10 protein-coding genes are annotated in these 14,058 nt (G+C 34.3%); 2 read left to right on the top strand and 8 right to left on the bottom strand.

The genetic code is table 11. The features are described from left to right. The first annotated feature begins 25 nt into the window (after window positions 1–25). Both BUC09_RS01380 and BUC09_RS01385 read left to right on the top strand, forming a co-directional pair. Complete coding sequence (locus tag BUC09_RS01380; protein WP_073307956.1) at window positions 26–967, top strand: leucine-rich repeat domain-containing protein; 942 nt, start codon at window positions 26–28, stop codon at window positions 965–967. Between the two features lie 73 nt (window positions 968–1,040). Continuing rightward, complete coding sequence (locus BUC09_RS01385; RefSeq protein WP_073307958.1) at window positions 1,041–2,642, top strand: fumarate hydratase; 1,602 nt, start codon at window positions 1,041–1,043, stop codon at window positions 2,640–2,642. A 60-nt stretch (window positions 2,643–2,702) separates the two neighbouring features. Here the strand turns inward: BUC09_RS01385 and BUC09_RS01390 are convergent, their stop codons facing one another. From BUC09_RS01390 to BUC09_RS01425, 8 genes are all read right to left on the bottom strand, one after another. Further along, the gene (locus BUC09_RS01390) at window positions 2,703–3,323 is read right to left on the bottom strand and encodes a PAS domain-containing protein (protein WP_073307960.1); all 621 of its coding nucleotides are present in this window, start codon (window positions 3,321–3,323) and stop codon (window positions 2,703–2,705) included. Window positions 3,324–3,469: 146 nt separating this feature from the next. Continuing rightward, window positions 3,470–4,636 (bottom strand): class I SAM-dependent rRNA methyltransferase, encoded by a 1,167-nt coding sequence (locus BUC09_RS01395; RefSeq protein ID WP_073307962.1) that lies wholly within the window; start codon window positions 4,634–4,636, stop codon window positions 3,470–3,472. A 179-nt stretch (window positions 4,637–4,815) separates the two neighbouring features. Next, window positions 4,816–8,265 (bottom strand): M4 family metallopeptidase, encoded by a 3,450-nt coding sequence (locus BUC09_RS01400; protein WP_084127058.1) that lies wholly within the window; start codon window positions 8,263–8,265, stop codon window positions 4,816–4,818. 184 nt (window positions 8,266–8,449) lie between these two features. Beyond that, window positions 8,450–9,109, bottom strand: coding sequence for a CoA transferase subunit B (locus tag BUC09_RS01405; protein ID WP_073307966.1), 660 nt, complete (start codon window positions 9,107–9,109; stop codon window positions 8,450–8,452). A 2-nt stretch (window positions 9,110–9,111) separates the two neighbouring features. Next, window positions 9,112–9,813, bottom strand: coding sequence for a CoA transferase subunit A (locus BUC09_RS01410; protein ID WP_073307968.1), 702 nt, complete (start codon window positions 9,811–9,813; stop codon window positions 9,112–9,114). A gap of 127 nt (window positions 9,814–9,940) precedes the next feature. After that, window positions 9,941–12,268, bottom strand: a complete 2,328-nt coding sequence (locus BUC09_RS01415) for a penicillin-binding protein 1A (protein ID WP_073307970.1) — start codon at window positions 12,266–12,268, stop codon at window positions 9,941–9,943. A gap of 1 nt (window position 12,269) precedes the next feature. After that, window positions 12,270–12,758, bottom strand: a complete 489-nt coding sequence (locus tag BUC09_RS01420; RefSeq protein ID WP_073307972.1) for a gliding motility lipoprotein GldH — start codon at window positions 12,756–12,758, stop codon at window positions 12,270–12,272. Beyond that, window positions 12,745–13,995 (bottom strand): PSP1 domain-containing protein, encoded by a 1,251-nt coding sequence (locus BUC09_RS01425; protein WP_073307974.1) that lies wholly within the window; start codon window positions 13,993–13,995, stop codon window positions 12,745–12,747. Before BUC09_RS01425 ends, BUC09_RS01420 begins: the two co-directional genes overlap by 14 nt. Between the last annotated feature and the right edge of the window lie 63 nt (window positions 13,996–14,058).

Here is a 14,058-nt window from a genome sequence, read left to right on the forward strand (position 1 = left end):
TTTTATCGCACCCAAATATATTATCATGAATGCAATAAAAAAATTACTTTTATTAGCACTACTTAATTGTGCTTTTTTTGTTTCAAATGCCCAAGAAGCTGATGGCCGTTCGATGACAGAAATCATGAATGCACCCAATCCAGAAAAGGCAAAAGAACTTAATCTAAACAATCGTTCATTAACGAAACTTCCTCCAGAAATTGGTAGATATGTAAATATTGAGAAGCTTTGGCTCAATTACAATAATTTACAATCATTGCCTATAGAAATTAGTAAACTAACTAAATTAAGAGAGATTTACATTAATAATAATTTATTTATGCGTTTCCCTATTGAATTAGCTAAACTTCCAAGTTTAGAGAAACTTGAAATGCAAAAAAATAAATTAGATGCACTATCTCCTTACGTGGGAAGAATTGCTCGTCTTAGAAAACTTAACTTGAATAGCAATAAAATTGATGCTATTCCTGTTGAAATAGGAGGACTTACTTATTTAACCGAGTTAAGTATAGCAGACAATAAACTTAAATCAATCCCTGTTGAAATAGGACTTTTAACAAAGCTAAAAGTGATTAATTTTGAAAAAAACAATATTACTGAAATCCCTGTTGAAATAGGTGCGCTAACCAATTTGAATTCAGTAAACTTTAAAGCAAATTTAATTCAGGTTGTTCCAAACGAATTAGGCGAATTGGTTAATTTGACTTATGTAAATATGGCCAAAAACCAGATAAAAAGAATTCCTAACAGTTTTGGCAACTTAGTTAATTTAACAACTCTTAATTTTGATGAAAATCAAATTAAAGTTTTACCATCAGAAATAAGTGCTCTATTAAATTTAAAAGAACTTTACTTAGGTGCTAACCCTTGGGAGAAAGTACCAGAGAGCATGGCCGACTTTCTTAAAACGCTAGAATATGGTCAATCTGCCATGGTAAAAAAACTAGTCACTACACCAAAACCATAAATATCAAAGAGCCGATTTATCATCGGCTTTTTTAGTAATTATTTTTATCTTTACGCAACAAAAAATTAACTTAATGGACTTCCTATATCAAGACCCGTATCCAATCATAAAAGACGATACGCAGTATAAAAAATTAACTTCAGATTTTGTAAAAGTTGAACAATTAGGTGACAGAGAAATTCTAACTGTTGACCCTAAAGGACTAGAGTTACTTGCAGAAGAAGCGATGAAAGATGTTTCTTTCATGTTACGTTCTTCTCACTTACAAAAATTGAAAAACATTATCGACGATCCTGAGGCAACAGACAACGACCGCTTTGTAGCTTACAATTTATTACAAAATGCAGTAGTTGCAGTTGATGGTGAATTACCTTCTTGTCAAGACACAGGAACTGCAATTGTAATGGGTAAAAAAGGCGAAAATGTATATACTGGAGTAGATGACGGCGAATGGTTGTCTAAAGGTATTTTTAATACCTATCAAAACAAAAACTTACGTTATTCTCAAATCGTTCCTATTTCGATGTTTGAAGAAAAAAACTCAGGTTCTAATCTTCCTGCACAAATTGATATTTATGCTAAAAAAGGAGCTTCGTATGAGTTTTTATTTTTAACAAAAGGTGGTGGATCTGCTAATAAGACTTTCTTATACCAAAAAACAAAATCATTGTTGAATGAAAAATCAATGGATGAATTCATTCGAGAAAAAATTAAAGATTTAGGAACTTCAGCTTGTCCTCCCTACCACTTAGCTTTAGTAATTGGTGGAACTTCTGCCGAAGCCAATTTAGCAGCAGTGAAAAAAGCTTCTGCGGGTTATTTTGATAATTTACCTACATCTGGAAACATGGCTGGCCAAGCTTTTCGTGATTTAGAATGGGAAGCAAGAGTGCAAAAAATATGTCAAGAAAGTCAAATTGGAGCGCAGTTTGGTGGTAAATATTTAACTCATGATGTTAGAGTAATTCGTTTACCTCGTCACGCAGCTTCTTGTCCTGTAGGAATGGGAGTTTCTTGTTCTGCAGATAGAAACATTAAAGGAAAAATTACTAAAGATGGTATATTTTTAGAGCAATTAGAAACTAATCCAAAACGATTCTTACCAGAAACAGCTCCTCATTTAGAGCCTGCTGTAGAAGTTGATTTGAATCGTCCTATGAAAGAAGTTCTTGCAGAATTGTCCAATTACCCTATCAAAACTCGTTTAAAGTTAAACGGAACTTTAATAGTAGCTCGTGATATTGCTCACGCAAAAATTAAAGAATTACTAGACGCTGGCAAACCAATGCCTGAATACTTTAAAAACCATCCAGTATATTATGCAGGTCCAGCAAAAACGCCAGATGGGATGCCTTCTGGGAGTTTTGGACCAACAACTGCAGGTCGTATGGACGTGTATGTTGATGAATTTCAAGCAGCGGGTGGAAGCATGATCATGTTAGCAAAAGGTAACAGAAGTAAAGAAGTTACTAATGCTTGTGGCAAATACGGTGGATTCTATTTAGGATCAATAGGTGGTCCGGCGGCTATTTTAGCAAAAGAAAATATCCTTTCTGTTGAAGTAGTTGACTTTGAAGAACTAGGTATGGAAGCGGTTCGTAAAATTGAAGTAAAAGATTTCCCTGCTTTCATTATCACTGATAATAAAGGAAATGATTTCTTTGCGAATTTGTAATTTACAATAAACAAATACTAAAAGAGCTAATTCAAATGAATTAGCTCTTTTTATTTAAAATTATAGTCCAAAGAATCTAGCAAAGAAACTTCTTTTCTCTTCTTCCTCTTCATCAACGGGAATCGGTTGCTTTACAAATTCTTTTTCTTTTTGTTGACGCATGATATCTAAAATATATTCCACATAGGTCTTCTCCTTTTCTTCAAGAAAACCAATTAAATACTTTTCAGCTGCTTCTAGCCCACTCGCTTCTTCAATTTGGAAAAGCTTTTTATATAATGGTTCAATATGATTTGTTATTACTTCGCTAGGAACTGCTTTCCTTCTTGCAAAATAATGAACAATTTCACCTTCTTCATTTTTAGCAATATCAAAGTCTGTAATTACCCAATAGTAACGTCCTGATTTTGCCATGTTTTTTACAATGGCATGAAAGTTATTGCCTTTTTTAAGATTGTCCCAAAGCACTTTAAAAATAACTTTAGGCATATCAGGATGTCTTATTATGTTATGCGGTTTTGCCATTAATTCATAATCTTCGTAACCAGAAACATCCGAAAAAACTTCATTGGCATATTCGATAGTTCCAAATTTATCTGTTTTACTCATAATTACTTGGGTTTTGTCCCAAGCTACTTCTTTGTCAATAGGCGCAGGTCTTTCAATAGTATTTATAGGCATAATAAAAAGTTTAAGTTACTTGCTTTTAAAATTCAGGAGCAAAGAAACTTAATCGCTAAACAATTAAATATGACATTTGTCAGATTTGTATTATTTTCAAATAAAAAATCCAAAGTAAAATTACTTTGGATTTTATTTCTTAAATGCTATTCCACATACAACACCAAGCCTTTTAAGTAATGCCCTTCAGGGTGGTAAATGTTTGTTGGATGATCCGGTCCTTGAGATAGTTTATGTAGAACTCGAATATTTCTTCCAGTTTCAATTGCTGCTGCTGCAACAGTATTGTAAAACAATACATCATCTATAACTTGTGAACAAGAAAAAGTAAATAAAATCCCTTTAGGAGCTAAAGCTTTTAAACCTGCAATATTTAAACGTTTATACGCTTGTGTTGCGGTATGCTTACTTTTAATACTTTTTGCAAAGGCAGGAGGATCAAGCACAATAACATCGTATACTTGATGGTTTTCTTTCATAAAGTTAAAAACATCATCAGCTATTGCTTTGTGATTCGAATTAGGGAAATTTAATTCCATGTTTCTAGCAGCTAAATCGACTGCTTTTTGAGATATGTCTACAGAGGTTACCAACTCGGCACCTGCGCTCATGGCATAAATAGAAAAACCTCCTGTATAGCAAAATGTATTCAGTACTTTTTTATCCTTGGCATATTCTCGCAACAATCTGCGATTTTCTCTTTGGTCTAAAAAGAAACCTGTTTTTTGTCCTTCGACCCAGTTTACCGAAAAGTGAATGTTATTTTCTTTAGCAGTTGTTTCTTTTTTAGTGCCAAATAAAAAGTAATCGGTTCCTGTGTTAGGTAATGTTCCTGAACTTTTGCAATAAATGGTTTCACAAAAATCAGGGAAAGTTGATTTTATAGCATTCGCAATTTTTTCTATTTGGTAATAGATGCCTGACGAATGCGCTTGCAGAACCCAATTTTTATCGTAATAATCTATTATTAATCCAGGGATGCCGTCTCCTTCTCCGTGAATTAGACGAAAGGCATTCGTTACTTCAAGATTCAATAATTTTAGACGTAATTCCCAGGCTGATTGTAATTTTTCTGTCCAAAAATTATCCGAAAATGTCTCTTTCGCAAAAGTTAGAATTCGAACAACAATACTCCCTTTGTCACTAAAATATCCTGTCCCTAAATGGTTATTATCTGAATCGACAACATCGACCATTTCGCCATCATTGATTTCTTGTGTCACACCATACACGGCTCCACTAAACACCCATGGATGACGGCGTTGTATAGATTTTTCTTTTCCTTTTTTTAAGATAACTTTTGGGTAGGACATTTTTATAAAAGATTAAGTTGCGTGAAGGATGGAAGCAAACTACCATGTAGTGCGAACAGCCCGACCACGCCTTAGCGTGGACACGCCCAAATTATTTTGCAAAGCTATGATTTATTTTATAAAAAAAGAGGCTGATTGCTCAGCCTCCTTACAATAGTTATTTAGTTGGTTTGGTTTAATTATTTTTTAGCAAATTTTCTAGTGATTGCTTTTTGTCCATCATTAACTTCTAAAACATATAATCCTGAAGGTAAATCTGAAACATTAACTTGTTGTTGATCTAACTTACCTGTTTTTAATGATTGTCCCATTAAATTATAAATTTTGAAAGAAACTGAACGATTATCAAACATAGCAACATTTAATGTACTTTCTACTGGATTAGGATACATTTTGAAATCAAATACGTTTGATTCGTTAGCAATTGTATCGCCAGAAGTAATTCCATTTATAGCAGCTGCTCCAATATTTACTGTATAATCTTCTACTTCTCCGTAAGTAAATGTTTCACACGCTGTAGAAGTTGCATTATATTTCATTTGAACTCTCATTCTTGTTTGTCCTGCTAAAGCAGTTGTAGGAACAGTAAATGTACTTGTCAAATTTCCTGAGCTAGAAGATGATCCTGCAACTACTTTTTCTGTAGTTTCGAAAGTTCCATTTTGGTCGTAATCAATCCATACAGACCAGTATTCTGTATATGCAGACCCTGTAAATCCAGCACTAAACGTAATTGTATTTGATCCATAAGGAACATTTCCAACTAAGTTTGTAAAGTTACCATATCCAGCATTTGCTCCTGTAGCATTTGAAATTCCACCTAAAGCTACATAGTCGATATATTCGTCTGAAACATTATTTCCTTTAGAAGCACAGTATGTTACAGAAGTAGATGAAGTAGTTACATTTACTACATTACTAGAAGCAGATTCATTTCCAGCAGCGTCTTTTGCTTTTACAGAGAAAGAATAAGTTGTGGCTGCTGTTAATCCTGTAACTGTATAAGATGTAGTTGTAACACTTGCTTTTAATGTTGAACCTTGATATACATCATATCCTGTTACACCTACATTATCTGAAGAAGCTGTCCAAGACAATGTTGTTGAAGTAGATGTAGTTCCTGACGCCGCTAAATTTGTTGGTGCAGTTGGTGCAGTTGTATCTGCCGAACCAGCAACTAGATTCACCGTATAATCTTCAACTTCTCCGTAAGAAAACGCCTCACATTGAGTAGGTATACCATTATATTTCATAGATACTCTCATTCTTGTAGCTCCTGTAACAGCTGATGTAGGAACAGTAAAACTTCCTGTGGCAGGTGTAGTTGTAGAAGCTGCTTTACTCCATACTAATTCTCCAGAATCGTCAAAGTCTTTATCGTTATTTAAGTCAATCCAAACAGCATAACCCTCTGAATAAGTAGAGCCAGTCCATGTAGGAGTTATAGTAATTGCTGTAGCACTTCCTTTTGTAACATTTGTTGAAATACTTGTAAAGTCTGAATAACCTGTTCCTCCAGTTGAGGCGTTATTTATAGTTCCAATTTGTACTCTTCCAATATACTCATCAGCCACACTATTTCCTTTTGAAGCACAATAAGTAGCTGTAGCTGCAGAAGTTGTTACACTCACAGCATTACTGGCAGCAGATAAATTACCAGCTGCATCTTTTGCTTTTACTGTAAAAGAATAAGTAGTTGATGCTGTTAATCCTGAAGCTGTATAAGTTGTACCAGTAACAGTTCCCAATAAAGTTGTTCCACTGTAAACATTATATCCAGTTACTCCAACATTGTCAGTTGAACCAGTCCACGACAAGTTAGTTGATGATGAAGTTGTTCCAGATGCAGCTAAATTTGTTGGTGTAGTTGGTGCAGTTGTGTCTGAAGTTCCTCCTGAATAAGCTGCTCCAACACCTACAGCATACCAAGCATTTGTCGTCGCAATCACTTCAGCAGAACCTGCTCCATATAATTCTGTAGCTGATTGAATAGAGTATGTTCTTGCGTTAGCAAACGTTGAGTTTGCTGATAAATAATTAGCTTCTGTACGATAAGCAATTTTTGCTGCTTTATCCACAGAAATTCCTGTAACGTTAAATGCATTTCCAATATCATTAGTTCCAGATTTTCCTACTGCTAAAATATAAAACCAATGATTTAATACACCTGAGTTAGTATGAACTCCACAATAGTCATTAGTTTGAGTAGGAGTACAATTGGGGTTCTTCCAATACGTTCCGCCATAAGTGTCTGGTTGACCCTCAGCGTTAGGATTACTCATAGATCGTAAAGCAGCATGACCTGATCTCATTTCTATATCCTCTCCTATTAACCAAGGTTGCTTATTTGGAGCAGCGTAAAACTCTACACATGCTGCCCAGATATCTGAAAAACCTTCATTCATAGCTCCTGATTCTTTTTGATAAGCTAAATTAGCCGTATAAGTACAAACAGCATGTCCAATTTCATGAGCAGCTACATCAAGAGAAGTTAACGCATTAAATCCTCCTGATCCACTTCCATCTCCATAAGTCATTCTAGAACCATCCCAATATGCATTGTTATAGTTTGAGCTATAGTGAACATAACTGTTAATTTTTGCGCCAGAATTATTATAACTATTTCTTGAATGAACTGCACTAAAATAATCATATGTTTTTTCAGCTCCCCAATGTGCATCTAACGCAGCATTATCTTTATTAGCATTATCAAATTCTGCAGCTGTCCAATTGTTATCAACATCTGTGAAATTAACTGCAGAAGAGTAATTTGTACCTTTTTTCATATTGTACGTTTGCATACCACTTCCTCTAGTGTTGTCCTGCAAAATATATGAAGATCCGCTAAGCAATGTTTGAATTGTTTGAGTCCCACTATAACGAGTTGCTGCATTTGCTGCAACCATAATAGATGGATTTTTAAACAAGTTGGTAGTATTAGATTTTTCTGCTAAATTTTTACCATGACTATGCTCTCCAAGATGTTTTATTGTAGCGTTGTAAAATAAAACTTGACCAGATTTTGCATCTACATAAACATCACCTCTACTCAATGGTTTAGTAGCATAGATATCAAATTTATACGCTAATTTAACTGAATTGTCAATAGGCAGTAAAACCAATTCCCCTTTTGGTTTTGAATAATTGCTTGCTTTTGCCTCTTGTGGATTATTCCATAGAAACTCTGTGGCTCCTAAATGAGATATTGCTCTTTGTAAAGCAGCTTGAGCATTAATTGAAGGTGAAGTTTCTACATTTCCTATTTTGTAAAACTCTCCACTCATAGCGTTTACTTTACCATTTTTAGAATGTAAGTTGTATGTTGCAAATTCAACTTTAATTCCTTGATGATACAATTGAAACTTTTCGTGAGTGTAACCTAATTCGTCTGCTTCGGTTTTTACTTTTGAAAAGTTTTGATTTTCTTTAAGTCCTAGTTGTTCTTTGAAGATTGTTCTTGCATCTGAACTTTTATAGGTTGAAGATTCTTTAAATGTAATGAAAGCGGGAGTTCCATTATCATTTTTTTCCTTTTTGTTTACATTCTTATCTGTTTCTTGAGCCAAGGCAGATAAGGTAAACAACGAGAGTGCAGCTATTGAAGTTAAACTGCGTAGTTGTTTTTTCATAATTGGTGTTTTTTTGGTTTGTTGGTTTATTATTTGATTATCAATAATTTACACAATTTTACAGAAAAATACCAACATCAGGTTTTAAATTATGTTTTTTATCTTAACCATAACTTAATCTTAACTTTAAAATAAAAATAAAAAAAGCCCTCAATGGGCTTTTAAATATGAAAGAAGAAGTGAATTAATTTATAGTCATTTCAGGAATATCCCCCTCAATAATTAATTCTGCTTCTGTTGATTTTATAATTTCTTCGACTGATACACCAGGTGCTCTTTCTAAAAGTTTAAACCCTTTTGGTGTTACTTCCATTACAGCTAATTCTGTAACTACTTTCTTAACACAACCTACACCTGTTAATGGTAAAGTACATTTTTTGAGAATCTTAGATTCTCCAGCTTTATTTACATGCATCATTGCCACGATAATATTTTCTGCAGAAGCCACTAAGTCCATGGCACCTCCCATACCTTTTACCATTTTACCCGGGATTTTCCAATTGGCAATATCTCCATTTTCTGAAACTTCCATTGCGCCTAAAATTGTTAAATCTACTTTTTGAGCACGTATCATTCCAAAACTAAATGCTGAATCAAAAAAACTAGCGCCTGGTAAAGTTGTAATGGTTTGCTTTCCTGCGTTTATTACATCTGCATCTTCTTCTCCTTCAAAAGGAAAAGGACCCATTCCTAGTACTCCATTTTCTGATTGAAACTCAACAGAAATATCTTCACGAACATAATTAGCCACTAATGTTGGTATTCCAATACCTAAATTTACATAATAGCCATCTTTTACTTCTTTTGCTATTCTTTGTGCAATTTGATTTTTATCTAATGCCATGATTAACTGTTTTTTCTAACGGTACGTTGTTCAATTCTTTTTTCAAATTTTTCTCCTTGAAAAATTCGGTTGATCATAATTCCTGGAATGTGAATTTGATTTGGATCCAACGTTCCTGCGGGTACAAGCTCTTCTACTTCAGCAATTGTAATTTTTGCAGCTCCTGCCATACACGCATTGAAGTTTCTAGCTGTTCCTTTAAAAATTAAATTTCCTGCTTCATCTCCTTTCCATGCTTTAACAATAGAAAAATCAGCTTTGTAAGCCAATTCCATTACGTGCATTTTACCATTAAATTCTCTTGTTTCCTTACCTTCTGCCACTTCTGTTCCAAATCCAGCTGGCGTGAAGAAAGCAGGAATTCCTGCTTGAGCAGCACGACATTTTTCGGCTAAAGTTCCTTGTGGAGTTAATTCGACTTCTAACTCACCCGATAGCATTTGGCGTTCAAACTCAGCATTTTCTCCCACGTAAGAAGAAATCATTTTTTTGATTTGCTTTTTTTGAAGCAATAATCCTAATCCAAAATCATCTACTCCAGCATTATTAGAAATACAGGTTAAATCAGTTACTTCTTTTTTTACTAATTCTGCTATGCTGTTTTCTGGGATTCCGCATAAACCGAAACCTCCAAGCATAATTGTTTGTCCGCTTTGAATGTCTTGTAAAGCTTCTTGAACGTTGTTTACTTTTCTGTTAATCATGTTGTATGTTTATTAGCCCATATGATGTTGTACCCATTTTTTAAGTAATTATTTATGAACCAAAAAAGATACAGCAAACATCTGGAAATTCTTCCCATTCGACTAGCTCAGGGTAAAATTAATATTGTTAAAGACCAAATTCATCAGTATTATTTATATCCTCTTGTTTTACAGCTGTTGAATCTTTCGATATTGAATCATTAGCTCTTCTTGAGGGCGGAGTATAACAATCTACTTTAATAGTTAAATCTTTTGGCTTTTCAAATGATTCCTTTGACACGTTTAACGAAGTATCATTGTAACACTTTTTCATAAACAAAGCCCAAATAGGTAAAGCCATTGTTGCTCCTTGCCCGGAAGCTAATGTTCTAAAATGTGCTGATCTATCTTCATTACCTACCCAAACTCCTGCTGCTAGATTAGGAACCATTCCTACAAACCATCCATCAGATTGATTTTGGGTTGTTCCTGTTTTTCCAGCAATTGGATTGGTGAAAACATAAGGATATCCAGTTACACGGTTGTATTTCCAGCCTCCTCCTTGAGAACGAAGACGACCACCAGAACCTGACTCGGTAACACCTTCCATCAATTTTATAACAGCATAAGCGATGTCTTTACTCAATACATCTCTAGACTCCATTTTAGGTTCATAAATTACGTTTCCGTTTTTATCTTCAATTTTTGTGATAACCTGAGGTTTTAAATAAATCCCTTGATTCGCAAATGAACTGAAGGCTGCAACTAAATCTTTCACAGTCATATCTACAGCTCCAAGCGCAATTGATGGCTGAGAAGGAATATCAGAGTTTACTCCGAGTTTTTTTACTAAATCGATTACCGCATCTGGACCAGTTTTGTCAATCAATTTAGCTGAAACAGTATTTATTGATAATGCCAATGCTTTTTTAAGCGTTACCATTCCGCGGTATTTATGGTCTGAATTACGAGGTTCCCAATCTTCGGTAACGTTGTGACGTCCTTTTCTAATCATAAATGGTCCATCAATAATAGTATCACACGGAGACATTCCTAGTTGTTCTATAGCAGTCGCATAAACAAAAGGTTTGAATGTAGAACCTACCTGACGTGCTCCCAATCCTACGTGGTCATATTGAAAATATCTATAATCAATACCTCCTACCCAAACTTTAACATCACCAGTTTGAGGTTCCATAGCCATCATTCCTGGTTGTAAAAAATGTTTGTAATAGCGAATTGAATCGTAAGGAGTCATTAATGTGTCTTTATCTCCTTTCCAACTAAAAACGGTCATTTTTGTTTTGATGTAGAATGATTTTTTAATTTCTTCTTCATCTTTTCCGCTTTCAGATAATATTCTCCAACGTTCTGTATTACGCATAGAACGTTCCATAATTCTGTCAATATCTGGCTGTTTGATGTTAACAAATGGAGCTGTTTTGTTTTTCTTCATTTCACTCCAAAATTCTTGTTGTAAATTAGCCAAATGCTCTTTTACCGATTCTTCTGCATACAATTGCATTCTTGAATCGATAGTAGTATAAATTTTAAGACCATCAGAATAAATATTATAATCTGATCCATCTTCTTTTTTATTTTCTTTTACCCAACTTTTCATGTAATCACGAAGGTATTCACGGAAATAAGTAGCTGTTCCTTCGTTGTATTTTTCTGGTGTAAAAGTTAACTTTATTGGTTTTGCTTGAAAACTTTCTTTTTGTGCTGTGGTTAAAAAATGATTTTTCTCCATTTGTTTTAAAACCACGTTGCGGCGATCTCTTACTTTTTCTTCACGCTTTAACGGATTAAACAAAGAAGGGTTTTTTAACATACCTACTAACATCGCAGATTCATCAACTGTTAGGTTTTTAGGTTCTTTAGCAAAATACACTTTTGCAGCAGATCTAATTCCTACGGCAGTATTGATAAAATCAACTTTGTTAAAATACATCGCAATGATTTCGTTCTTAGTATATTGTCTTTCTAAACGAATTGCAATAATCCATTCTTTTGCTTTTTGAATAATACGAAATGGTAAAAAACGAGAACCTTCACCATGAAAAAGTAGCTTTGCTAACTGTTGTGTAATTGTACTTGCTCCACCACGACTACCTAAACTTAATGATGCACTCAAAGTACGTCTTCCGTCAATACCTGAATGCTCGTAAAAACGCTCATCCTCTGTCGCTACTAGGGCTTTTACCAAATGTGGCGGCAGGTCTTCATATTTTACTGGAGTTCTATTTTCATTAAAAAATTTTCCAATGACAACTCCATCCGAAGAAATAATTTCAGTTGCTAGATTTGATTCTGGATTTTCGAGTTCTGAAAAGGATGGCATTGATCCAAAAAGCCCCCAAGAGGCAAATAGAAAGAACAATAATACCCCTCCAAAAGTCATGAGGAAATACTTCCAAAATTTTTTCACATATGGTGAATAATCTGGTTTTCGAGTATTCATTTTTTGTGCCATTTTACTTATTTTCTAATGATTCTATTCTGAAACCTATTTCTGTAATTCCGTTAAGTCTCTCAACGCCTTTCACCTTTCCTGTTTGTCTTACTGCTTGTTGAATTGAAACTTTATATGTTCCTTTTCCTAGGAATGTTGCGTTTTCTTTGTACCAAAGTTTACTTTCTTTAATATCTGAAAAACCTTCTCCCATTAATGTACCGTCAGGATTTGCCATTTGATACTCTAAAGTATCCACTTTTATTTTACCTTTTGGCTCTTCCATTTTCACAATTAAAAATAAATTGCTAAACTCATAATCGTCATTATTTCTGACGTTAATGAACATATTTACTGGTTTTTTTGAAACATCCTGATCAAACTTAAATGTAACAATACTGTCTCGGTGCCAACCATCATCAATAGTCTTATAATCGTCAAAAACTTGAGTTTTATCACACGATACAAAAACAAAAGCAATTATAAATAACCAGAAACTATTTTTTAGCATCTTTATTTTCTTTTTTGAATTTCGGTTTTGGTCCATTGTTAGCAGGTTTTGGATTGGCATTATTACTTGGTCTTGGATTAGTAGTATTACCAGAATTTGCTTCAGCTGGACGCTTTCTTTTTTTATTGTTCGATTTTTTCTTTTTAGGTTGATCAAAACGTGTTAAACTATCTTGACCCATTGCGTTTTGGAATGTTTTTTCAACGGCTGGTTTTTCTTCTTCAACAGCAAATTCTTCTAATGACGCAACTTTAATTTTTTGTTTGTTTTTTGAAATGATTTCTTTCACTTCGGTTGTTTTCAATACATGCCAATGTGCAAAGTTATCAGTATAAGCAAACCACATTAACCCTTTAAAAATATCTAATTTTTGGCAAACTGCATCTCCTTTTTCGGTATACAATTTTGTATCCATATCAGGAAAATCTTTAAGAGCGTCCATGTATGAATCTAACTCATAGTTCAAACAACATTTTAGCTTACCACATTGTCCTGCTAATTTCTGAGGGTTTAATGATAATTGCTGGTATCTCGCTGCTGATGTATTTACACTTCTAAAATCTGTTAACCAAGTAGAACAACACAATTCACGTCCGCAAGAACCAATTCCTCCAAGTCGAGAAGCCTCTTGACGAAAACCAACTTGTTTCATCTCAATTCGTATTCCAAATGCCGAAGCATAATCTTTAATTAACTGACGGAAATCGACTCTATCGTTTGCTGTGTAATAGAACGTCGCTTTTGAAGCATCACCTTGAAATTCGATATCTGAAATTTTCATTTCTAATTTTAAAGCAATCGCAAGCTCACGGGCACGAACCTTCATTGGCTCTTCCTTGTCTCTTGCATTACTCCAAATTTCAATGTCTTTTTGAGATGCTTTTCTGTAAATTTTAAGTACTTCTCCATCAGGATTAACTCCCTTTTTCTTCATTTGAACCTTAACCAATTCTCCAGTCAAAGTAACAATTCCTACGTCATGTCCAGGAGATGCCTCTGTAGCAACCACATCACCTATTACAAGTGGCAGTTTTTCAGCATTTCGGTAAAATTCCTTTCTACCATTTTTAAATCGCACTTCTACACAATCGAATGGTTCCTGACCTCCAGGAAGACTCATGTTTGAAAGCCAATCAAAAACAGTTAATTTGTTGCAGCTATCGGTGCCGCAAGTCCCATTATTTTTACACCCCTTTGGCGCTCCGCCAGTAGAGGTTGAACAACTATTACATGCCATAAATTTGAATATATATTGGTCGTCCCGTTCTTAGAACGAAACTACTATTGCCAAAATTGTTTT

It is taken from the genome of Flavobacterium terrae (genome assembly GCF_900142035.1).
Classification (GTDB): domain Bacteria; phylum Bacteroidota; class Bacteroidia; order Flavobacteriales; family Flavobacteriaceae; genus Flavobacterium; species Flavobacterium terrae.

Excerpts from the sequence above, each read along its gene's own strand:
- BUC09_RS01385 (WP_073307958.1), top strand. The coding sequence starts at position 1,041 with ATGGACTTCCTATATCAAGACCCGTATCCAATCATAAAAGACGATACG.
- BUC09_RS01400 (WP_084127058.1), bottom strand. The coding sequence starts at position 8,265 with ATGAAAAAACAACTACGCAGTTTAACTTCAATAGCTGCACTCTCGTTG.
- BUC09_RS01420 (WP_073307972.1), bottom strand. The coding sequence starts at position 12,758 with ATGCTAAAAAATAGTTTCTGGTTATTTATAATTGCTTTTGTTTTTGTA.
- BUC09_RS01405 (WP_073307966.1), bottom strand. The coding sequence starts at position 9,109 with ATGGCATTAGATAAAAATCAAATTGCACAAAGAATAGCAAAAGAAGTA.
- BUC09_RS01425 (WP_073307974.1), bottom strand. The coding sequence starts at position 13,995 with ATGGCATGTAATAGTTGTTCAACCTCTACTGGCGGAGCGCCAAAGGGG.
- BUC09_RS01415 (WP_073307970.1), bottom strand. The coding sequence starts at position 12,268 with ATGGCACAAAAAATGAATACTCGAAAACCAGATTATTCACCATATGTG.
- BUC09_RS01410 (WP_073307968.1), bottom strand. The coding sequence starts at position 9,813 with ATGATTAACAGAAAAGTAAACAACGTTCAAGAAGCTTTACAAGACATT.
- BUC09_RS01390 (WP_073307960.1), bottom strand. The coding sequence starts at position 3,323 with ATGCCTATAAATACTATTGAAAGACCTGCGCCTATTGACAAAGAAGTA.
- BUC09_RS01380 (WP_073307956.1), top strand. The coding sequence starts at position 26 with ATGAATGCAATAAAAAAATTACTTTTATTAGCACTACTTAATTGTGCT.
- BUC09_RS01395 (WP_073307962.1), bottom strand. The coding sequence starts at position 4,636 with ATGTCCTACCCAAAAGTTATCTTAAAAAAAGGAAAAGAAAAATCTATA.